Origin of the sequence: Bifidobacterium cebidarum, from assembly GCF_009193305.1 — a bacterium.
Taxonomy (GTDB): domain Bacteria; phylum Actinomycetota; class Actinomycetes; order Actinomycetales; family Bifidobacteriaceae; genus Bifidobacterium; species Bifidobacterium cebidarum.
In genome coordinates this window covers 132,935-154,028 of sequence record NZ_WBVS01000006.1, presented here as the reverse complement: position 1 = coordinate 154,028, position 21,094 = coordinate 132,935, and the positions used below count along the sequence as shown (strand labels likewise).

At 58.3% G+C, this 21,094-nt stretch carries 18 protein-coding genes and 1 tRNA gene; 5 read left to right on the top strand and 14 right to left on the bottom strand.

All coding sequences use genetic code 11. The features are described 5' to 3' along the window. Window positions 1-52: 52 nt before the first annotated feature. The 12 genes from F7D08_RS07185 to F7D08_RS07130 all read right to left on the bottom strand — a co-directional run bounded on the left by F7D08_RS07185 (window position 53) and on the right by F7D08_RS07130 (window position 12,752). Window positions 53-125: transfer RNA gene (locus F7D08_RS07185), tRNA-Asn, on the bottom strand. Between the two features lie 132 nt (window positions 126-257). After that, window positions 258-1,301, bottom strand: coding sequence for a tRNA (adenosine(37)-N6)-threonylcarbamoyltransferase complex transferase subunit TsaD (gene tsaD, locus F7D08_RS07180; protein ID WP_152209960.1), 1,044 nt, complete (start codon window positions 1,299-1,301; stop codon window positions 258-260). Next, window positions 1,298-1,834 (bottom strand): ribosomal protein S18-alanine N-acetyltransferase, encoded by a 537-nt coding sequence (gene rimI, locus F7D08_RS07175; protein WP_152209959.1) that lies wholly within the window; start codon window positions 1,832-1,834, stop codon window positions 1,298-1,300. Before rimI ends, tsaD begins: the two co-directional genes overlap by 4 nt. Beyond that, entirely contained in the window at window positions 1,834-2,643 is an 810-nt protein-coding gene (tsaB, locus tag F7D08_RS07170) for a tRNA (adenosine(37)-N6)-threonylcarbamoyltransferase complex dimerization subunit type 1 TsaB (protein ID WP_152209958.1), read from the bottom strand. The genes rimI and tsaB overlap by 1 nt, the downstream gene beginning before the upstream one ends. 113 nt (window positions 2,644-2,756) lie before the next feature. Continuing rightward, on the bottom strand, window positions 2,757-3,314 hold the full coding sequence (gene tsaE, locus F7D08_RS07165; protein ID WP_152209957.1) for a tRNA (adenosine(37)-N6)-threonylcarbamoyltransferase complex ATPase subunit type 1 TsaE: 558 nt from the start codon (window positions 3,312-3,314) through the stop codon (window positions 2,757-2,759). A 4-nt stretch (window positions 3,315-3,318) separates the two neighbouring features. After that, window positions 3,319-4,290, bottom strand: coding sequence for a DNA polymerase III subunit delta (gene holA, locus F7D08_RS07160; RefSeq protein WP_152209956.1), 972 nt, complete (start codon window positions 4,288-4,290; stop codon window positions 3,319-3,321). Window positions 4,291-4,322: 32 nt separating this feature from the next. Next, window positions 4,323-6,020: a ComEC/Rec2 family competence protein gene (locus tag F7D08_RS07155; RefSeq protein ID WP_152209955.1), complete on the bottom strand. Its 1,698-nt coding sequence runs from the start codon at window positions 6,018-6,020 to the stop codon at window positions 4,323-4,325. Continuing rightward, window positions 6,017-6,526 (bottom strand): ComEA family DNA-binding protein, encoded by a 510-nt coding sequence (locus F7D08_RS07150; protein WP_226803424.1) that lies wholly within the window; start codon window positions 6,524-6,526, stop codon window positions 6,017-6,019. The genes F7D08_RS07155 and F7D08_RS07150 overlap by 4 nt, the downstream gene beginning before the upstream one ends. 350 nt (window positions 6,527-6,876) lie before the next feature. Next, window positions 6,877-9,840 (bottom strand): leucine--tRNA ligase, encoded by a 2,964-nt coding sequence (gene leuS / locus F7D08_RS07145; protein ID WP_152209954.1) that lies wholly within the window; start codon window positions 9,838-9,840, stop codon window positions 6,877-6,879. A gap of 42 nt (window positions 9,841-9,882) precedes the next feature. Next, a complete protein-coding gene (locus F7D08_RS07140; RefSeq protein ID WP_152209979.1) occupies window positions 9,883-10,770 on the bottom strand; it encodes a transporter substrate-binding domain-containing protein in 888 nt (295 codons plus the stop codon). A gap of 66 nt (window positions 10,771-10,836) precedes the next feature. Continuing rightward, a complete protein-coding gene (locus tag F7D08_RS07135) occupies window positions 10,837-11,787 on the bottom strand; it encodes a magnesium transporter CorA family protein (RefSeq protein WP_152209953.1) in 951 nt (316 codons plus the stop codon). Between the two features lie 125 nt (window positions 11,788-11,912). Continuing rightward, window positions 11,913-12,752, bottom strand: coding sequence for a histidine phosphatase family protein (locus F7D08_RS07130; RefSeq protein ID WP_152209952.1), 840 nt, complete (start codon window positions 12,750-12,752; stop codon window positions 11,913-11,915). Window positions 12,753-12,917: 165 nt separating this feature from the next. Between F7D08_RS07130 and F7D08_RS07125 the strand changes: the two genes are divergently transcribed. Then, a complete protein-coding gene (locus F7D08_RS07125; RefSeq protein WP_152209951.1) occupies window positions 12,918-14,183 on the top strand; it encodes a THUMP-like domain-containing protein in 1,266 nt (421 codons plus the stop codon). A gap of 104 nt (window positions 14,184-14,287) precedes the next feature. On the opposite strand, the gene F7D08_RS07120 is transcribed toward F7D08_RS07125, so the two are convergent. Next, complete coding sequence (locus F7D08_RS07120; RefSeq protein WP_152209950.1) at window positions 14,288-14,692, bottom strand: pyridoxamine 5'-phosphate oxidase family protein; 405 nt, start codon at window positions 14,690-14,692, stop codon at window positions 14,288-14,290. 232 nt (window positions 14,693-14,924) lie between these two features. Between F7D08_RS07120 and F7D08_RS07115 the strand changes: the two genes are divergently transcribed. The 4 genes from F7D08_RS07115 to F7D08_RS07100 all read left to right on the top strand — a co-directional run bounded on the left by F7D08_RS07115 (window position 14,925) and on the right by F7D08_RS07100 (window position 18,558). Next, window positions 14,925-15,860, top strand: coding sequence for a DMT family transporter (locus F7D08_RS07115; protein WP_152209949.1), 936 nt, complete (start codon window positions 14,925-14,927; stop codon window positions 15,858-15,860). Between the two features lie 173 nt (window positions 15,861-16,033). Then, the gene (locus F7D08_RS07110) at window positions 16,034-16,738 is read left to right on the top strand and encodes a nitroreductase family protein (RefSeq protein WP_152209948.1); all 705 of its coding nucleotides are present in this window, start codon (window positions 16,034-16,036) and stop codon (window positions 16,736-16,738) included. A 160-nt stretch (window positions 16,739-16,898) separates the two neighbouring features. After that, entirely contained in the window at window positions 16,899-17,960 is a 1,062-nt protein-coding gene (locus F7D08_RS07105; RefSeq protein ID WP_152209947.1) for a hypothetical protein, read from the top strand. A 58-nt stretch (window positions 17,961-18,018) separates the two neighbouring features. Next, window positions 18,019-18,558, top strand: coding sequence for a peptidylprolyl isomerase (locus tag F7D08_RS07100; RefSeq protein WP_152209946.1), 540 nt, complete (start codon window positions 18,019-18,021; stop codon window positions 18,556-18,558). A gap of 87 nt (window positions 18,559-18,645) precedes the next feature. Here F7D08_RS07100 and F7D08_RS07095 read toward each other — a convergent pair whose 3' ends face one another. Further along, window positions 18,646-20,970, bottom strand: coding sequence for a RelA/SpoT family protein (locus tag F7D08_RS07095; protein ID WP_152209945.1), 2,325 nt, complete (start codon window positions 20,968-20,970; stop codon window positions 18,646-18,648). Window positions 20,971-21,094 lie beyond the last annotated feature (124 nt).

Genomic DNA, 21,094 nt, shown 5'->3' with positions numbered 1-21,094 from the left:
TGCCGCCAGCTGAATCAACATCATGCCAACCGAACAACTCCGGTTGAATGAGCTCCTGCGGCTGGGCTTGAACCAGCGACCGTCCGATTAACAGTCGGATGCTCTGCCAACTGAGCTACGCAGGAATGGCTGTTGTGTTCAAGATTTCTCTTGCGCACAAGTCACATATCTTACATGCCCTTCACGAAAATGCAAATTACATGCATGTAGGCATGTCGCGCCATTTTCCAAGCATTTCGCATGCACCAGACCATGCCTCACATGGAAACTTTGGTCAACGGCATGGCGGAATCGATCGGGAAATCCGGAGCGCTGGGAGCTACACCGGCTTCGACCAGATTCACGCCAAGCATGGCGACCATAGCACCGTTATCGGTGCATAGCTTGATTCGCGGAATACGAACCTCAACCCCGCACTTCTCGCCGTATTCGAGCAGTTTGGTTCGCAGCTGTGAATTCGCGGAAAAGCCGCCGCCCACGATCAGCGTCTTGGAATCATACTGTTCGCAGCCCTTCATGGCCTTGCGGGCCAGCACGGTGGCCACTGAATCAGCCAGGGATGCGCACACGTCATCCACCGGAATCTCATGGCCAGCCGCCTGCTCGCCTTCAACCCAACGGGCTACAGCGGTCTTGACACCGGAGAAGCTGAAATCATATGGATGTGCGGCGCCGGCTTTGCCTTGGGTCAATCCCATAGGAACCTTGATGGCATGCGGGTCACCATTCTGCGCATGGTGGTCGATATGGGGGCCGCCCGGGTAGGGGAAGCCCAGCAGGCGAGCAACCTTGTCGAAGCACTCCCCTGCCGCATCATCCAATGTGGTGCCCACCACGTCGATCTTGCGCGGCATATCCTCCACATGCAGCAGTGAAGTATGCCCGCCAGACACAATCAGCGCCAGCGTATCCGGCGGAAACGCACCGAACTGTAATTGGGTCACCGCGATATGCCCAATCACGTGATTGATGCCATAAATCGGCTTATTCGCCGCCCAAGCCAGCGCTTTGGCTCCGGAAACACCTACGGCAAGGCAGCCGGCAAGACCAGGGCCTGCGGAAACGGCGATGGCATCCACATCGGCCAAGGTCATGTTTGCATCAGCAAGTGCTTTGGACACACATGGCACAAAGGCTTCCGCATGTGCGCGGGATGCGATTTCTGGAATCACACCGCCATAGCGTGCGTGTTCCTCCATCGAGGAGGCCACGACGTTGGAGAGCAGTGTACGGCCCTGCACGATGGCCGCCGCGGTTTCATCACAGGTGGATTCGATGCCCAGTACGATTGGTTCGCTCATGATTCCTTGCCGTTCTGTTCTGTCTGTTCGTTGTCGTCTGTTGTGGTGCCGCCTGAGCTTTGGAAGCCGATGATGCGTGGCTTAAGATCCAACGCCATGACATACGCATCGATGCCTTCAGGCTGGTAGTAACGTTTGCGCAACCCTATGCGTTCGAACCCGAGGCCTTTATAAAGGGCGATAGCCGGTTCATTGATGACGCTTACTTCGAGCAGCATGCGACGCGCGCCCTGCTGGCGCGCCCGCGTGATGAGCTGTCGCATCAGAGCGCGGGCGATGCCTTGGCGCTGATATGCTTTGCCGACGCCTACATCCATGATTTCTGCATCCTCGCCGTCGTACCAGTAGCCGGCGAATCCTCGGACCGTATGGGCATGGCCATCCGTATCGAAGATGTAGGTACGCCCTGTTCCTTCTATTTCCTGGCGTACAGAAGCTTCGCTCCATGCATGGTTGCCGAATAATTCCACTTCCAGGCCCCGCATAGCGGCAATGGCGTTCTCCACGCCCAATTCATTCGCATCAAGTAGCATCAGGCCGTACGCTCCGCGCCTTCATGACCAAGCACATGCTTGAGTGGAGCTGGAATTTCAGCGTCCGGGCGACGTAAATACAATGGGTCGACTGGAGCATCAGGATTCTGCGCAGCATTCAGCTGTGCTTCCAACGCAAACACGCTGAGTCCCTGCTCGCCCTGATCCAGCACGGAGGATTCTTCGACGTCGCCTACATATGCGATCCGCTCCAAAACGGAAGCATACTTATGGGCACCGTGGCCGATCACATCGACGATGACCTGCCCCATGACGGTCTGTTGATATTCCCGAACGGCCTGGTTGACGCGTTCCACAATGGATTCAGGGTAATCGATATCCATGGCGATCAGCGGCTTGGGAAGCGTGGGGGCATCGGACTCATTGCCGGCCAGAGGCGTGTCGCACAGTTCAAAATACAGTTGCTTGCGGCGCGCATCATTGACCGCCAGCGTCAGTACATGGCGGTCATGCGGATCGCCGAACGTGCCGGCTCTGCCACGGCGAATAAGATTCCACTGCGCCTGTGGCTCCAGCACATTCTGGCCAAGCAATGTGGCCCCTGTGGCGAATGCCAACGCTTTTGCGGCCACGATACCCGCACGAAGACCGGTGAAGGGCGCAGGTCCCACACCTACCACGATGGTGCTGATATCCGATGGCTGATATCCCGCCTCGTTCACCGCCCGCGCGATGTTGACCTGGAGTTTTTCCACATGGGTACGCGAGTCCGTCTCAACGATGGGTTCATGACCCACAACACCTACCGTTGAGCCGAATGACGTGTCAATCACCAGCGTGCAACCCATGTATGCTCCTCGTAACGTTGAACTTTTCAGTATGAAACCTCTAGAGAGTGTACATCGAGGAGCCTATGGGCGCAGGTGATGCACGTACAACCCATGCCGCATATGGTATGCGATTACAGATGGAAGTCGTCCCAACGTGCGCCGACCGGCACGAGTGTGACGGTACGGGTGCCATTGCTGGTAAGTTCCGCTGCGGAACCATCACCGTGCGCATGTTCCAGCGGTCGTTCGATATGAATTTCGAGGCGTTCACTGGCCAATGCGGTGGCCATCTGCTCGCCCCATTCCATAAGAATCACTGTGTTTTCACCGGGGTCTTCGAGCTCCTCATCCAATCCCAGCGATTCCAATTCATCCAGAAGCCGACCAATGGCATCCTGCCCGGGAGCATAGGAGGAACCGCCCAAACGGTAGGCATCCACATGGATGAGATGCGCCGGCCGCCCATTAACGAATCGTCCATTCAGTTCTCGGGCAATGGTGAACGTAGGCGACACGATAGGTTCGGTGATGCCCAATCCCGCGCCGAATCCTTGGGCGAACGTGGTTTTACCGGCTCCAAGAGGTCCGGACAACAGCAGCACGTCACCGCCTTGCACCTGCGCGGCAACACGCCTGCCGAGCTCCTGCATGGCTTCGCCAGTGGGAGCTTCAATAACCTGCTTGTTCATGTTCCTATCGTCCTTTATGGCTGATGTCTTCAATGCAGCGTTCCAAAGCGTACAACGGGTCACCGCCGTTGGTCTTGCTCTGTTCATCCGCCCATGCGAGCATACGAATGCAGTGGGATAGCCCTGCGGAAGTCCAGCCGCCAAGCTGCTTGGTGGCGTTGCGCAACACCCATGGATTGGTTTTGGCCTCCGCCTGGGAGATGGTTCCGGACTTGACGGCCGCGGCTTTGGCCAAAGTGCGTAGCTTCATGGCCAAAGCGCCAATCAGCGCAATGGGGTCGGTGCCTTGTTCCACTGCGGAGCGCATCATGACGATGGCTTGTGCGGTGCGCCCTTCCATGGCCTTATCCGCCACGGCGAAACCAGTGACTTGCGGATTGGCGGTCAGATACTGGTTGACACGCTCCAATCCGACAGGATTGTCATCGAAGTCGAAACATAATTGCTCGCACATGGCGGCCAGTTCGCCGGTTTTGCCTCCAAGCACGGCAATCAACTGCTGCGCGGCCGAAGGATCGACTCTGCGTTTGCGCCTCTCGAATTCCTTATAGACAAAATTCAACTGAGCGTCCGGCTTCTTCAAATCCGGCACATCCTCTTTGCGGGCTCCGGCTTTGACCAGCTGATCGAGCACACGCTTGCCCTTTGCCCCACCTTCATGCTGGCAGATCACCACGCTAGCGGAAGCTGGATCTTTTACGGATTGTTTGGTGTAGGAAACCAGCGCTTCAGCGAATTTCTCATCCGCGTTCTGCAGATTGTCAATGCGCACTACGGAAACATCAGAGAGCAGGGATGGGCTGACCGCTTCGTCGAATGCGTATTGGTCGGCATTGGTGGCGTCCAGCTCAATCAGCTCGGCGTCAGGACGTGCTTTGAGCGCTTGGGCACAGAGCTCCTTGACTCGCGACGCATTCAGGTATGCATCTCCCCCGGGCACCACTGTTACCGGTGTGTGTGCTGATGATTTGGCCATAGGCTCCATCTCTCCACATAGGTTGGACAAGCTCATCTCAACAACATGTTGAGTGTTTCCTTCCACCACAATGCCATACGCACTTTGCGGCTTGCATATGTGCCGAAACGCTCACCCGGCATACCCGGTTCGGCGCGCACACGTCGTAGCCAATGCGCGAAAAACATAATCGCCATCATCACTAAGGCTTCCACGAGCAGCATAAGCATCGCTCCCAGGATGCCGTCGGCCCATGGTACGGCGGCCCTATCCGAGCTGCTTGTCCATATGCAGACGCGCTCCATGATCAAGGTGCCCATGGAAGCGAGCCGAGCCAACTGCACAGCCAGCCACGGAACGCACCATGCGCAGCTTAATGACAGCAACCCAGCGATAGTGGCCAGTGAGACGAATGGCGCCACGAGCAGATTCGCCGGAACTGACAGCAATGGCAATTGCGGTTCCATCAATATCTGTATAGGCAGAGTGAACATCTGTGCCGATATGGTCATCGCGATGGTCTGCGCCAAGAGTCTCGGCATCACGCAACTGCATAACCGTTCAATATGATTCGCACAGAGAACGATGCCCAACACAGCCGCCGAAGATAAGGCAAAACCGTAGCTTTGCGATATGCCCGGCATCACGATAATCGAGCCGATAACCGTGCAGCATAGAGCGCTTAGTGCTTGTAGCCGGCGGCCTATCGCATAACTCACGGTTCCCATAAGCCCCATGGTGAGTGCCCGGGTAACTGAATCTCCGGGAAAGACGGCGAGTGCCAGGCACACATATGCGCCGCCTATCAGTATGGCGCAAACCCGTCGATCCATAAGCATCCATAAACATATGCGACGTACTAACGCGGCCAGCAAGACAAAATGTCCGCCCGATACGGCCATGAGATGCATGATGCCGGATATGCGGAAACGTTCCTCCATCATGTTCGCATAGGTATCGTCGACTGACGGGCCATCTCCCGGCTCGGCGTCGAAATAATCCTGGCCAAGCACTCCCATCGTCAATCCGGGCACAAGCACGCGCCCTTGATCGGATAGCTGTTGGGTCGCACGGAAAAATGATTGTTGCATATGCGAGATGACTCGCCAATGCCAAGGTGGTGCGCGCAATGCTGTCAGTGATTGCTGCACTGATCCGGCATCCCTTTCAATCAGTATCCACAATGGTAGGCGACCGTATTCCGCTTGTTTGAGTACACCACGTAACCGGTATACGCCGCCCCTACGTAAGATGATGCAATCATCCCGGGTCGCGTATACGCGAGCACGGGCGAATGTTCGTTGTTTACCACGAGACGTCACGATGAATGCCAGCCGCACATCAACCTGGCAATCATATGAACGCCGGTCTGATACCAGTATCGGTGCAACGACCGTGCCTTCCGCCTGAATCGGAGATTGATTGGCCGCTCTGGATTGGACCGACACCGGGTCGAGCCAGGCCACGGTGTCCGCCGTGACCGCCGCCATGCCGGCCACACTGGCGGCGACGCAGCACACAGTGAGCGAGCCGGCCCACCATCGTCTGCCGCGCATCATGAGATACGCGGCGATCAGCGATATGGCCACTGCAATCGACATAATCGCAATGATGATTTCCGACGGATTCCCACCTGCCCATAGAGCAAACACCTGGTGAGAAACCAGGCTGGCGGACCATACCGTGATGGCTACCGGCAGTAAACGCCAATCTCTGCTTCCTTGTTCCCGTAACATCCAGTCCACGTTCATTCGACACGCACCTGCCCCCGGATTTTCTCCAGTGTCTTCGTCCCGATACCGGTAACATCCAGCAGCTGATCCACTGACGTATACCGGCCGATAGATTCGCGATGGTCGATGATGCGCTGTGCGGTGACCGGACCGATGCCGGCAATGGTTTGGAGCTCGTCTTGAGATGCGGTGTTGATATTGATGCGCGAATCCTGTGCAGTTGGCTGATTCGTATCAGCCGTATCGCCGGACTGTGGTTCGTCTTGCAATGATGAGCCTTCGGAGGATTGCGGCAACGGGTTCTTCGTGTTGTCAGCGGTCTTATCGTGTACGCTCGGATCAATGGTCGCTGATGACTCAGTAGGTTCATCCTGACTGAGTGCCGTAAGATTCATGGATTGCTGCACGATGAGGGTAAAGCTCAATCCCAGTACCGCTACCAACAGCAATATGACCACCAGCGTATGGCCGGTGTTCAACGCCAGTCGAGGGTGGTCTCTGCGCTTGGGGCGATTGGCTTCCATACCGCTATCGGTCGGCCGTACCCCAATCAGCGAGGATAGTGTCTTCGGACGCCGAACCGTCTCGATCTGAGATTCTGACCGGTTAATTGGCGCCTCGATCGCGTCATGCCCCGGTGGCGGAGGCGGCAGGCTGACCGCATCGCCAGTCTGGTTCTGAGTGCCGTTCCGGACTTCGGGCATGAATACGCTCAGCCTGGCCAGCCCATGTGGCCTGCCGGCCATGGAGGTTGATGCACGTGCGGTACGGAAAATGCCCATGAATCCACGCTGAAGGATTCATGGGCATTTGTCCAGCCGAAACAAGGTATGTGGTCCGAGCTTCCGGAGTTATCCACATTCCCCTATCCGGTTTATTCGGCAGGCACGATGGAAACAATCTTCGGCGCCTTGACAATCACCTTGCGCGGCTCCTTGCCGCCAAGACGCTCGGCAACGGCTTCCAAAGCCTTCTTCTCCAGTTCGGCCGGGTCGATGTCCACCGGCACTTCAAGCTTGGCACGTACCTTGCCCTTAATCTGCACCACGGCGGTCACGGTGTCGTGGCCCACGTAGCGTTCGTCGGCGATCGGCCACAGTTCGGCGGACAGGGACTCGGGGTGGCCGAGCTTGTTCCACATTTCCTCGCAGATGTGCGGGGCGATTGGGGCGAGCATCAGAATCAGCGGCTCAACTGCCGCACGCGGCACGGACTTCAGGGACGTCAGATGGTTGTTGAGCACGATGAGCTTGGCGATGGCGGTGTTCGGGCGCATGCCTTCCATTTCCGCGGTCACTTCGGCAATCGTGTTGTTGAGCAGCTTCAGAGTCTTTTCATCCGGGGTGTCTTCGGACACATGTGCTTCGCCGGTGGTCTCGTCGATCACGTTACGCCACAGGCGCTGCAGGAATCGCATGCCGCCGACCACATTACGCGTGTTCCATGGGCGGGACTCGTCCAGCGGGCCCATGCTCATCTCGTACAGGCGGAAGGTGTCGGCACCGTAGTTCTCGTACATGAAGTCCGGGGTCACGATGTTCTTGAGACTCTTGCCCATCTTGCCAAATTCACGGTTGGCGTGTTCGCCGTTCCAGGTGAACGTCGGCTCGCCGGAAGCGTCGGCTGGGCCTTCCACAACCTCGTCGGCCGGCACGTACTGGCCGCGATCGTCGGTGTAGGCGTAGGCCTGGATCATACCTTGGTTGAACAGCTTGTGGAACGGTTCCGCGGAATCCACGTAGCCCAAGTCGAAGAGGATCTTGTGCCAGAAGCGGGAATAGAGCAGATGCAGTACGGCATGCTCCACACCGCCGATGTACAGGTCCACGCCACCTTCGTCACCGGAGTACTTGTTGTGGTTGGGGCCCATCCAGTAGTCGAACTCGTCCTTTTCGACCATGTGCTTGGTGTCGGTCGGGTCGATGTAGCGCATGTAGTACCAGCAGGAACCGGCCCAGTTCGGCATGGTGTTGGTGTCGCGGTAGTAGGTCTTGACACCGTCACCCAAGTCGAGCTCAACCTTGACCCAATCCTCGTTGCGGCTCAGCGGAGCCTCAGGGTTGGATTCGGCGTCCATCGGGTCGAAGGTACGCGGCTCATAGTCCGGCACATCCGGCAGGTTGATCGGCAATGCGGAATCCGGCAGCAGGTGCGGGGTGCCATCCTCACCGTAAACAATCGGGAATGGTTCACCCCAATAGCGCTGGCGGGAGAACAGCCAGTCGCGCAGACGGTAGGACACCGTGCCCTTGCCGACGCCTGCGGATTCGAGCCAGGCGTTGACCTTGGCGATGGCGTCATCCACACGCAGACCGTTGAGGCTCAGCGCGTCGCCCTTGGCCTTGGTGGCATCCACGGAAGAGTTGATGACGATGCCGTCATGGGAGACGAACGGGGCCTTGCCCTCGTAGTTGGACAAATCGTCGCCGGATTCCGGCAACGGCTGCACGGTGTAGATAACCGGCAGACCGAACTTCGTGGCGAAGTCGTAATCGCGCTGGTCGCCGCCAGGCACAGCCATGATGGCGCCGGTGCCGTAATCCATCAGCACGTAGTCGGCGGTGAACAGCGGAAGCTTCACACCGGTGATCGGGTTGATGGCGTATAGACCGGTGAATAGGCCGGTCTTTTCCCCGCCTTCGTCCACGCGATCCTTGGCGGTCTTGGATTCGGCTGCGATGCGGTAGGCCTTCATGCCTTCGGCCGGAGTGGCGTAGCCGCCCTTCCAGTCCTCCGGTACATCGGCCGGCCATTCGGCGGGCACGTACTGGAGCAGGTCATGCTCCGGGGAGACCACGGCGAACGTGGTACCGAACAGGGTGTCGGGACGGGTGGTGTAAATCTCCATGTCCTTGACGCCGTCGGCGGTGGGCACCTCGAAATGCACGGACGCACCATGGGATTCGCCAATCCAGTTGCGCTGCATGAGCTTGACCTTTTCAGGCCAGTTGATGCCGTCGAGGTCTTCAATCAGTCGGTGGCCGTACTTGGTGATGCGCATGGACCACTGGCGCAGCTCACGCTGGAACACCGGGAAGTTGCCACGCTCGGACTTGCCTTCGGCGGTAACTTCCTCGTTGGCGAGCACGGTGCCCAGACCCGGGCACCAGTTGACCGGGGACTTGGAGATGTAGGCCAGACGGAAGTCGTTCAAGATATCCTGCTGTTCGGCTTCAGTGAGGTCGCCCCAAGCCTTGCCATCGGATTCGTGGCCGGGGATAGCCTTCTCTCCGGATTCGAACTTGGCGACGAGCTCGCTGATCGGACGCGCGGAGCCCTTGGTGCCGGACGGGTTGGTGGCTTCATCGTCGTACCAGGATTCGTAGATGCGCGAGAAGATCCACTGGGTCCAACGCACATAGCCGGGGTCGATGGTGGCGAAGGTACGACGGTTGTCGAAGCTCAGGCCCATGCGGTGCAGCTGGCGGGACATGTTGGCGATGTTCGCCTCGGTGGTAACGCGCGGGTGCTGACCGGTCTGCACGGCGTACTGCTCGGCAGGCAGGCCGAAGGCGTCGTAGCCCATGGCGTGCAGCACATTCTCGCCCTTCATGCGGTGGTAACGGCTCACCACATCGGAGGCCAGGTAGCCTAGCGGGTGCCCCACATGCAGACCCTTACCGGACGGGTAGGGGAACATATCCATGGCGAAGTATGCGGTGCGGCCTTCGGCGTTGCGGCCCTTGCCGTCCTTCAGATCACCGTTGACGTTGGCGGCCCAGAACGTGCCGCGCTCATCCCAAATCTTCTGCCACTTGTTTTCGATATCCTGCGCCAGTTCAGCGTTATAGCGGAAGCTGGGCTCTTGAGTTTGCGTGCTCTTCTCGTTGTCACTCATAAATCAGCAAGGTAGCCGCGTAACTGGACACGCCCGTCGGCGCTATTCAGCATCCGAGACGATGGCCGCAGGGCTGCCATCAAGCTTGATGTCGACTTGGGTCTGCTGCTTCAGAGTTGCACGAGCGGCACCCCAGCTGCCGTCATCGATCATTTCCTGCAGCGACTGTGCGATCTTACCGGCGAGTTCCTCGGTGCCTTTGCCGACTGCGATACCGTATTGCACAGCGTCGGACTGTGCGGTGCCAGTATCGCTGAGCACGGTTGTATATCGCGAACCATTGGCCTGCTGGAGCCCACCGAGTATCACCAGGTCGGAGGCTATGGCATCCGCGGAACCGGCTTGCAATGCCGTGACGCATTGCGCGTAGCTATCCCGTTCCTGAACCACGGCATCAGAATGTCGGGCACGGAACATCTCGACGGTTTCATCACCGCGCACCGCGCAGATACTGTGCTGGCCCACATCACCGACCATCTTCGGTTTTGAGGGATCGGCGAACGCATCGCTGTCCCCGAACCGGACCAGCAGTCCTGTGCCCGTGGTCAGATACGGTCCCGCGAAATCGGCGACCTTCTTGGAAGCCTCGGTAATCGGCCATGAAGCGACCACCATATCGACTTGGCCGCTGCCCAGCATGGATTGCCGGCTTTCCGGACGCACCTGTTTGAAGACGATCTGCTTGTTCGCATATCCTAAGCGTGCGGCCACATACCTGGCAACGGTCACGTCGAACCCTTCATACGTGCCGTCATGCCACATGCCCACGCCTGGCTCATCGGCAGACACGCCGATGGCGATTGTCGGGCCTTCCGGGGAGCCGTAAACCGTGGTGACGTGAATCTGCCCGCAGCCTGCCAATGCCAGCATCGCGCACAGACCGGCGGCCAGCGCCCGCGCGCAACGCATCCATACGAACCGCCGGCGCATCGTATACAGCGTCTGAACGGCGCGCGGACAATCGGTAGGCTGCAATGTCATCGATACGACCGAGCCCTACTTAAACAGACGAGAACGGGTGAGGAACCAAGTGACCGCCACGGACAGGATGATGGAGATCAGAATGATCGCCGCGAATCCCCAGGATTTGTCGCTCAACGGCATGCCAAGCATGCCTTCCTGGAAGTTCATGCCGTACATCGAGAAAATCAGCGTTGGAATGGATAGCGTGATGGAGATGATCGTGAAGATACGCATCACGTTGTTCAGGTTGTTGGACACGATCGAGGCGAAGGCGTCGGTCATGTTCGCAAGAACCCCGCTGTAGATGTTGGCCATCTCGATTGCCTGCTTGTTTTCGGTGATGACGTCGTCCAGCAGGTCCTCGTCGTCCGGATACTGCTTGATGCGTTGCAGGGTGGTGAGCTTTTCCATCACGATTTCGTTTGATTTCAGTGATGTGGTGAAATACACCAAGGTCTTGGAGAGCTCCATCAGCATCACTATTTCGCGGTTCTGCATGGAGTGCCGCAACTTCAGTTCCAGCTTGTCGCTTTCCCGGTCGATGATACGCAGGTAACGCAAATACATCGTGGCATTGCGGTAGAGGATCTGCAGAATAAACCTCGAGCGCATGTAAGTATTGAAACCGCGAATCGTGCCTTCCATAAACGGATGCAACACTGGAGTGTCTTGCATGCAGACGGTGATGATGAGGTTTTCGGTCACGATAATCGACAACGGGATGGTCTCATACCAGTCTCGTCCACCGCGTTCCTCCACGGTGGGGATATCGACGATAATCATCGTGTAGTCGTCTTCCACGTCGACACGAGAACGTTCCTCATCATCCAGAGGGGCGCGCAGATCGGCGAGGTCGATGCCGGTTTGCGAGGCGACGGTGGCGAGCTCGACATCGGTTGGCTCGCTTAAACACAACCAGGAACCGTTTTCCGGTTTCTCGATCTGCTCCACTTGGTTGTTGATTGAGCTGAAGATTCTCAGCATGCCGTCTCACCCGCCTTCCGCGCTTTCCTATGTTCTATCGCTGTACGGTTTAAAACCGTGATTAGTCTAGACCTACCGTGCGAACTTGCAAGACGGCATGGCTCGTGGGCATTGTCCGTCTGCGTTTACCAGACAATCGGACGCCAGCCGGGCATGTTGGGGCCGCGTAAGTCGGCCGGCCCGTTTTCCCAGTCCGCGCTGCCTGCGATAGCAGGTGCCGTGTTGTATTCCTCAAGTTCGAACAATGGCTGCTCGGCTGGCTGCCCATTGAGCGTGTGACGTACTTTAAGCCGGCACCAACAGGCGTTGCGCATGCCGCCAAGCGCGTTCATGCCGTCTGGGTTGAGTTCAAGCAGATTGGCGACCGTGGCGGTAATCCATGAACCATGGCCGACCAGCATCATCGTGGTGGGTGTGTCGTCAGCGTATTCGGCTATGAGTTCGCGCACCGCCTTTGCGCCACGTTCGCCCACGTGGGCTCGGCTTTCCACGCCATAACGAGTTTCACCGCCCGTATGCCGTTTCCACGAGGCGTAGGCCTCGGCGTCGATGGTCTTAATCTGTTCACGGGTCAGGCCTTCCCATTGGCCAAAGCTGCGTTCACGCAGACGGGCGTCGCAGATGACTTCGAGCCCCAGCAGATCGGCGAACGCATGCGCGGTCTGTTGCGCACGGTATAGGTCGGAGGAAATCACGACCATGCGCCGCCTTGCGGCCGGCGCTTCCGCATATTGGCTGAGATCCGTGCGTTTGGCGGCATCGGCAGGCGGCTGCGCGATCAGTCCGGGATTCGCGGCCAGGCGGCTGACCTTCGCCCAGTAGAATCTGCCGGCGAGCGCATAGCCGCTTTGATCGGCCTGCCATTGGCCCACGATATCGAGCGGAACGTCGATCTGCCCCTGCAATCGGTGTTGCAGATTGTATGGCGTGCGTCCGTGGCGCAGCATCACCACTTCGTCAATCATGCGGGCCTCCTTACCTCGTTCATGTTCATCTCATCACAACCCGTGGAGACCTGAATCGTTTGTATGTTCGCGCAAGTTACGACCGCCACGCGAGCATACGGATGCTTCATCGGCCCACCGTAGCGGCATTCAGCATCGGATGGGCCGGCCTTTACAATGGCGTACGTGGAGATTACGGAACAGACGTGGGCGTTCATCGCCGAGCATCGCAATGAGGACGTGCGCGAACTGGCGTTGCACGCCAAACGCAACACTGAGGTGGATGTAGCGTTCGCTTTGGAGCAGATTGCCGGCTGGCAGCGCGCTTGCGTGAAACTTCCTGACTGGGCTGCCGTCGATGGGCTGATTTTCCCGCCTCAAGTGCCCATGGAGCAATGCTCCTCCCAGTTCACCGCCCGATACAAGGCAAGGTTGGCCGCACGGCTGCTTGCAGAAGCTGCGCCGCCCGATTCTCCGACGGCGTCAGTCCGCCCATCGCAGACGTCGCTCATCGATTTGACCGGCGGCTTTGGTGTGGATTTCTCCTATATGGCACGCGTGTTCGATCAGGCCACCTATGTGGAACGGCAGTCGAACCTATGCGAGATCGAACGCCATAATCTGCCGATTCTTGGATTGGGCTCGGCACATGTCATCAATGACGATTCCATTGATGTATTGGACCGAATCGAATCCGCTTCGATGATCTTCCTCGACCCCGCCCGCCGTGACAGCCACGGATCGCGCACCTACGCGATCGCCGATTGCACGCCGGATGCGTTGGCGTTGAAGAGCCGGCTGCTGGCCAAGGCCCCAATGGTGATGGTCAAGCTCTCGCCCATGCTTGATTGGCATAAAACCGTGGATGATTTCGCCGGGTCGGTGCATGAGGTTCATATCGTCTCCACCGGCAACGAATGCAAGGAGCTGCTGCTGGTACTTGAACGGGGGATATGCTCCACGCCGCGGATGGTATGCGTCAATGATGAGCAGATGCTGGAGTATCAGGCGGCGAGCGACATCGATGGAGCGTCCGCCGCGCTCGCCGAACATCGCGCTCAAGATGGAGTCGACGCCGTCGCCATCGATGATGCCCGCTATCTTTACGAGCCGAACGCCTCCATTATGAAGGCCGGATGCTTCGCCGTAATCGCCCAGCGGTTCCCGGTCACCATGATCGCACCCAATAGTCACTTATTCCTCAGTGAACAACCTGTTGATGATTTCCCAGGTCGTTCATTCGCCATCAATGCTGTGGCCGGCATGAACAAAAAGGAATTGAAATCCACGCTTTCGGGACTGACTCATGCCAACATCGCCGTGCGTAACTTCCCGATGTCAGTCAACACCTTACGCAAAAAACTGAAGCTCAAGGACGGCGGCGGAACATACCTGTTCGCCACCACCGATGGCGCCGGCCGACATATCATCATCTCCACGGCGAAGGCATGACGCACTGCGCGAATGGCCGGAACAACATGATGCGAAGCAAAAAGCCGCTTGCCAGGCAAGGCAAAGCGGCTTTTAAACTGTTACGACAGTAACGCTGAAGGCAATCAGTCCTTGACGATGGTCTTGCCGGCGTTCGGGCCGGAGGCAAGGTTCTGAATCTCGGTGACTTCGAGCACCGGAATCACGGCCGGCTTCTTGGTGCCCTTCTCCTCGGCGACCTTGACCTGGGCCTCGTAGATGTCGTCATCGGAGTGCAGGGTCACGGTACCGCGGAAGCGATAACCCTGCTTCTTCTCCAGGTTGGCGAAGGCGATGACCAGCGGGGAGCCGTTCTTCAGGTTCTCGTAGGTCTGGCCGGCGGTGCGCTCATGGTAGGCGATGTGGGTGTCGTCCAGCACGAACAGGGACATCTTCGGGCCAAGATCCAGCTCGCCGTCCTTGGAGATGGTGGAGACGAAACCGAGGTTGTTGGCCACGAATTCCTTGATTTCCGGGGTAATGACTGCCATGGCAAGTCCTTTCCTAACAGCGTGTAATACCTTTTCCAAGATTAGCGAACCGGCACGTCAACCACCCGGATGTTCGCTGTGAGTAACCTCACCTTACGCAATACGACTGCAGCAGACAGACCACAAACGGCCATCCCCTCCCGGACACTCTGACCAGTGCCGTCCCCCTCGATTTTGGCTGGCCGTACCCGTACTATGACCCGGGAAGACACGAGTCAGACAGAGGTGCGTCATGGGTTTGATTGAGCGTTTCAGCAAGCTGCAAAGCCGCTGGTCCCGTTCGTTCCCACCGAATCTGGCACGCTTGATGCTGCTCGCCTGCGCCGCCTTGTGGGGAGGCAGCTACCTGCTCGCCAAATTCGCCATGGAGGCCATCCCGCCGCAATGGCTTATGGCCATACGCATGTTCGGCGCATGCATGTGCATGCTCGCCCTGTTCCATAAGCACATCGTCCCCAACCTCACGCCGAAGATCATTGTGCCGTCACTGGTGGTGGGATTGACGTATTGGGGTACGATGGTCACCCAGACCACAGGCCTGCAGACCATCGACCCCGGCCGTAGCGCGTTTCTGACCGCCGCCTATTGCGTGCTGACGCCGTTCGTCACATGGATCGTGTCCAAGAACCAGCCAAAAATCATCAATCTCATCGCCGGCATCGTATGCCTGATCGGCGTAGGATTCGTCTCCCTCAAGCCAGGCGGCTCGCTTTCGCTCGGCGTAGGAGACTGGCTGACCATCGCCACGGCAATCATCTTCTCCTTCAATCTCACCTACCTTGGCGTATACGCCAAACGGTTCGACCCGATCGCCCTGACTTTCGTGCAGTTCGCGGTGGCCGGCGTGTTGTTCTTCATCGGAGCGATTCTTACCGAGCCTACGCCGGACGCCGGCTGGCTGGCACCGTCGGTGGTGGCCAGCGTACTGTATCTGTTCCTCGGCGCCACGATGAGCGCACAGATCATGCAGAACATCGGTCTGGCCCATGTGCCCGCCTCCCAGGCTTCGATCATCATGTGCGCGGAAAGCCTGTTCGCGGTCTCGTTCTCCGCCCTGTTCTGGGGCGAACGCATCATGTGGAGTTCGCTGGTCGGCTTCGCGCTGATTTTCGCCGCTGTGCTGATGTCCGTGATCAAACCGACCAGGCACTCGCTGCACCGCAACTAGACGTTCCGCCCGCTCCAACCACGCGCTGCCCCGCACGAACTCCGCAGCGTGCCCGAGCCCCTGACTCAGAAGGTATTCAAGCATGTTGCCGGAAGGCCGCCAACGTCCACTACTATAAAAGTGTTTCGCCACGAGCCGAACACGCGAATCGAACACCAGTCAAAAGGAGCATCATGAATCTGCTGGAGGCAATGAGGGAACGCCACGCCGTTCGCAATTTCACCGACGAACCGCTGACCGGCGAACAGATCGAAACGCTCTCGACGGCCATCACGGAACTCAACACCTCGCATAATCTGCAAATTCAGTTCATCCACGGCGCCGATGATGCGTTCGGCGGATGCCCGACCCATTACGGCCGTTTCACTGGCGTGCACAACCTCATTGCGCTCATCGGCTCCGACAACGGCCTTCCCGAAAACCTGGACGAGCGCACAGGCCATGCCGGCGAACTGCTAACGCTCACCGCCGTGGCTTCAGGACTTGACACCGCATGGGTGGTATTGCATGAGGCCGGCGAGCATGAAGGCGCATGGACGCTTGGCAATGACCAGCGCATGCCTGCCGCCATCGCGGTGGGCCATGGAGCCCGTGCCGGCCGGCCACATCGCAGCAAGCCGGCGGAGGAACTCGGCATGGTCTCCGATGCCATCGGCTCCTATGCCGAGGCTCCCGAATGGTTCCGTCATGGCATCGATGCCGTGGCGCTTGCCCCCAGCGCCTTAGGTAAACAGCCGGTGCGTTTCACTCTGCTGGAGGACGGGCACACGGTGAAGGCCGAGGCGCTGGAAGGCGTGCAGGCTCACATCTGCTTGGGCATAGCCAAATTGCATTTCGAGCTTGGTGCAGGCGCCGGGAATTTCACATGGAGCGAATGAGCGCCATCTTCGAGACACACGATGCCGTACACAGCGTCTCCCATGCGCGCAGAAAGATTTGCCCGCACATGTGAAGATTTTGAAGTTCTCGTGTAAGCATTTTGCGGCTTTCACCGTGCCTTCAGCAATACTTCAGCGCAATCGCCTACGGTCTTAGGTTGTGAAGAAGTTTTTCCAAGGTCTTTCCTTTTCCTCGATCGTGGCAGGCACACTCGCCGCGGTCACCTCGTTTCTCCTGGCCGCAAAAATCGGCGTTGCCGGATCAGTGATCGGCGCGGCAGCCAGTTACATCGTCTCCGTGGTAGCCACGAACATCTATCAGAACATTATCAAGGCATCCAGCGAAAAATTCCAACAGACCATATCAGGCTCCGATGAAGACGACAAGGAAACCGGCGAATCGGATAATACGGCTCCTGAACGCACTTCCGGTGACGTCGAAGTAACCCACGAATCCGATTCCGAAGCAGACAGCCCCTCCGGTAGCAGTGGCGCCAAAAGCGTCGATGAGTCCGGAGAGACCCGTTCCATCGCATCTGACTCGGTCCGCTCTCGCAAGCCTCGTGAGATTGTGTCCCGTCCGTCTGACGGCCATACGTATTCAATCAGCGAGCTGCGTAAACGTCGCCGTGACCCGAAACGCGTGGCCGTCATCGTCACGTTGGTATCCGGCTTGCTGACGGTTGCAGTGACGGCTGGCATCGTGATGCTGGTCACACAGGGGCACGGCACTGATACCGTGGTCTCTGATCTGGTCTCCCCCACCACGTCGTCTGAGAACACCGACGATTCCACCAGCAGCTCCGACTCCAACACGCAGTCCGGCAATAATGGTCCTGCAGTGCCGCAATATGGTTCCGGCGACAGCAAATCAGATACCACTGGCTCCGACAGCAGCACGGCTGACAATACTACTAGCGGAAGCACCTCGGATTCCACCGGCACAGGCTCCTCCACCGATACTTCCTCTTCAGGCTCCGGCGCTACAAGCGGTTCTGATTCTAGCAATTCGACGAGCTCCAACGGCTCCACAAACTCGGACTCCACTTCGGGTTCCACAAGTGATTCCAACTCTTCGGGCAGCACTTCCGGTTCCACGGGAAGCAGCTCCTCCTCAGATTCGTCTTCCTCGTCGTCCAGCTCCTCCGGCACGACCTCAGGCTCCACCGGAAGCTCAAGCACCGGTAGTTCGGAAGGCACGAGCTTCAATACCGTCAAATAACGTATCGAAAAACATTGCCCCGCGCGCATTGGCGCGGGGCAATGTACCATAGGAACTTATGACACAAATTATCATGCGCACCTCTGAGGGCGATATCACCATCAACCTGTTCGACGACAAGACTCCGAACACCGTGGCCAACTTCCTTGGCCTCGCCACCGGCGAGAAGGAATGGGCGGATCCGTACACCGGTCAGCCATCTCACGGCAAGTTCTACAACGGCCTGACCTTCCACCGCATCATCAAGGATTTCATGATCCAGGGCGGCTGCCCGCTGGGCACCGGTACCGGTGGTCCGGGCTACGAGTTCGACGATGAGATCGATCCGAGCCTGAAGTTCGACAGGCCGTATCTGCTGGCCATGGCGAACGCCGGTCTGCGCCGCGGCCGTGACGGTCAGATCCACGGCACCAACGGCTCCCAATTCTTCATCACCACCGTGCCGACCCCGTGGCTGGACGGTCATCACACCATCTTCGGCGAGGTCGCTGATGAGACCTCCAAGAAGGTCGTGGATAAACTGGAGGCGGTGGACACCGATCCGATGGATCGTCCGCTTGAGCCGGCTGTGATTCTGTCCGTGGACGTGGCTGAGTAATACTCGTCTACCATTGACGCAAACGGGCTCTGACCGAATCCATCGGTCGGAGCCCGTTTTCATACGATTTCTTTCGTTTGCCGCGCCTTACTTCATCTTGCGCAAGCGTGGTTCGGCGGATTCCTTGGCACCGGTCAAACGGTAGACATCGAAGACGCCGTCGATCTTGCGTACTGCGGCAAGCAACGTATTGAGATGCTGCGGGTCAGCCATTTCAAAGCTGAACTGGCTGGTGGCCACGCGATCGGAGCCGGTAGCGATGGTGCCGGAGATGATGTTCACACCATGGTCGGAAAGCACGCGGGTCACGTCAGAGAGCAGGTTGCGGCGGTCCAGCGCCTCCACCTGAATCTTGACCATGAACAGGCCCTTGGTGCTGGTCCATTCGACTTCGACCACACGCTCCGGCTGTTTGGCCTTCAGATCGATCATGTTCTGGCAGTCGGTACGATGCACGGAAACACCTTGGTTACGGGTGATGAAGCCGATGATCTGATCGCCTGGCACCGGCATGCAGCAACGTGCGAGCTTGATCCATACATCACCCACGCCCTTGACCGATACGCCGGTAGAACTGGACGATGTCTTGCGCTCAACGGGCTTCAGAGGCAGGACCTCCTGCTCCACCTCTTCATCCACTTCATCGGCCCCCGCATCTTTGACCAGATGCGAGATGACGTTCTGCGTGGAGACCTGACCATCACCGATGGCCGCGAATACGGCGTCAGCGTTCGGGAAGTTCAGATCGACGGCCACACCCACCAGCGCTTCAGGCGTCAGCAACGCATTCACCGGCAGGTTGCGCTTGCGCATGGCACGGGTCAGCTCATCGCGACCTTCCTCGATGGCCTCCGTACGGCGTTCCTTCGAGAACCATTGGCGAATCTTGTTACGAGCCTTCGGACTCTTCACAAAGCTCAACCAGTCACGCGAAGGGCCTGCGGTATCGGACTTGGAGGTCAGGATCTCCACCGTATCGCCATTGTCGAGCGTGGTATCGAGCGGCACCAACCGGCCGTTGACGCGTGCACCCATCGTACGGTGGCCCACCTCGGTGTGCACGGCATAGGCGAAATCGACTGGTGTTGCCTTGGCAGGCAAGGAAACGATCTTGCCCTTCGGAGTGAACACATAGACTTCCGCGGAACCAAGGTCTTCCTTCAACGACCCAAGGAACTCGTTGGAATCCGGGGTTTCGGACGTCCAATCGGCAAGCTGCTGAATCCACTTGAGGTTATCTGCCTCGGAAAGCTCCTGCCCGCTCTCGCCACGTTTGCGATCGGACTTGTCCGGCGAGCTCAAGGCACGGCCGGCCTGACCGTTCTCCTTGTACTTCCAGTGGGCGGCGATGCCGAATTCGGCGCGACGATGCATGTCCCACGTGCGGATCTGAATCTCAACGGGCTTGCCGCCGGGCCCCACCACCGTGGTGTGCAGCGACTGGTACATGTTGAGCTTCGGCATGGCGATGTAGTCCTTGAACCGGCCGGGGACCGGGTTCCATCGCGCGTGCACGGCACCAAGCGCCGCATAACAGTCCTGAATGGTGTCGACGATGATGCGTACACCCACCAAATCATAGATATTGGCGAAATCATGGCCGCGGACAATCATCTTCTGATAGATGGAGAAGTAATCCTTCGGGCGGCCGGTCACATAGGCTTTGATGTGTTGTTCGGAAAGGTCCTCGTTGATTTCGGCAAGAATCTGCTTCAGATACACGTCACGCTGACCGGCGCGACGAGCCACCAGCACCACGATCTCGTTGTAGATCTTCGGATAGAGCACTTTGAAGCTCAGCTCTTCAAGCTCCGTCTTGATGGCGTTCATGCCGAGACGATTGGCGAGCGGGGCGTATACATCAAGCGTCTCGCGTGCCTTCTTCTGCGCGGAGGAGGTTTTCACATAACGCCAGGTTCGAGCATTGTGCACACGGTCGGCCAGCTTGACCACCAGGGTACGCACATCGCGGCTCATGGCCACCACAAGCTTGCGGATGGTCTCCGCCTGGGCGGAGTCGCCCACCTCAAGCTGGCTCAGCTTGGTGACGCCATCGACCAGGCCCGCCACCGTATCACCGAATTCGGCGCGGCACTGTTCCAACGTGTAATCAGTGTCTTCCACCGTGTCGTGCAGCAGACCCGCGGCCACCACCAAGGGGCCCATGCCGAGATCGGCCAGGATCTGAGAGACAGCCAGAGGATGGATGATGTATGGTTCGCCGGATTTGCGGCGCTGCGTGGAGTGTTGAATCACCGCGCGCTTGTAGGCGCGGTCGAGGATGGATAGGTCCTCGCCGGGATGATGGGCCTTGCAGACCTGCTTGATCGGCTCAAGCGGGTTCAATGGATCGGCACTGATCTCACAGCCCAATTTGCGGGCAGCATATTGCTCGCTTTCGTTTTCCGACATGCCAGCCACCTCCCAATGTGACTTATATTGTAGCCACGCATCGGGCCTCGCCGCGTCATATGATTCGCAGCGAGGCCGTACCTATTCAATCCGGTCGCTCGGCTTCTCCGGCTTCGTCTGGCGT

Bases quoted from the DNA above. Each gene is read 5' to 3' on its own strand.
- tsaD (WP_152209960.1), bottom strand. From the start codon at position 1,301: ATGAGCGAACCAATCGTACTGGGCATCGAATCCACCTGTGATGAAACC.
- rimI (WP_152209959.1), bottom strand. From the start codon at position 1,834: ATGCTACTTGATGCGAATGAATTGGGCGTGGAGAACGCCATTGCCGCT.
- tsaB (WP_152209958.1), bottom strand. From the start codon at position 2,643: ATGGGTTGCACGCTGGTGATTGACACGTCATTCGGCTCAACGGTAGGT.
- tsaE (WP_152209957.1), bottom strand. From the start codon at position 3,314: ATGAACAAGCAGGTTATTGAAGCTCCCACTGGCGAAGCCATGCAGGAG.
- holA (WP_152209956.1), bottom strand. From the start codon at position 4,290: ATGGCCAAATCATCAGCACACACACCGGTAACAGTGGTGCCCGGGGGA.
- F7D08_RS07155 (WP_152209955.1), bottom strand. From the start codon at position 6,020: ATGAACGTGGACTGGATGTTACGGGAACAAGGAAGCAGAGATTGGCGT.
- F7D08_RS07150 (WP_226803424.1), bottom strand. From the start codon at position 6,526: ATGGAAGCCAATCGCCCCAAGCGCAGAGACCACCCTCGACTGGCGTTG.
- leuS (WP_152209954.1), bottom strand. From the start codon at position 9,840: ATGAGTGACAACGAGAAGAGCACGCAAACTCAAGAGCCCAGCTTCCGC.
- F7D08_RS07140 (WP_152209979.1), bottom strand. From the start codon at position 10,770: ATGCGCCGGCGGTTCGTATGGATGCGTTGCGCGCGGGCGCTGGCCGCC.
- F7D08_RS07135 (WP_152209953.1), bottom strand. From the start codon at position 11,787: ATGCTGAGAATCTTCAGCTCAATCAACAACCAAGTGGAGCAGATCGAG.
- F7D08_RS07130 (WP_152209952.1), bottom strand. From the start codon at position 12,752: ATGATTGACGAAGTGGTGATGCTGCGCCACGGACGCACGCCATACAAT.
- F7D08_RS07120 (WP_152209950.1), bottom strand. From the start codon at position 14,692: ATGGCAGTCATTACCCCGGAAATCAAGGAATTCGTGGCCAACAACCTC.
- F7D08_RS07115 (WP_152209949.1), top strand. From the start codon at position 14,925: ATGGGTTTGATTGAGCGTTTCAGCAAGCTGCAAAGCCGCTGGTCCCGT.
- F7D08_RS07110 (WP_152209948.1), top strand. From the start codon at position 16,034: ATGAATCTGCTGGAGGCAATGAGGGAACGCCACGCCGTTCGCAATTTC.
- F7D08_RS07100 (WP_152209946.1), top strand. From the start codon at position 18,019: ATGACACAAATTATCATGCGCACCTCTGAGGGCGATATCACCATCAAC.
- F7D08_RS07095 (WP_152209945.1), bottom strand. From the start codon at position 20,970: ATGTCGGAAAACGAAAGCGAGCAATATGCTGCCCGCAAATTGGGCTGT.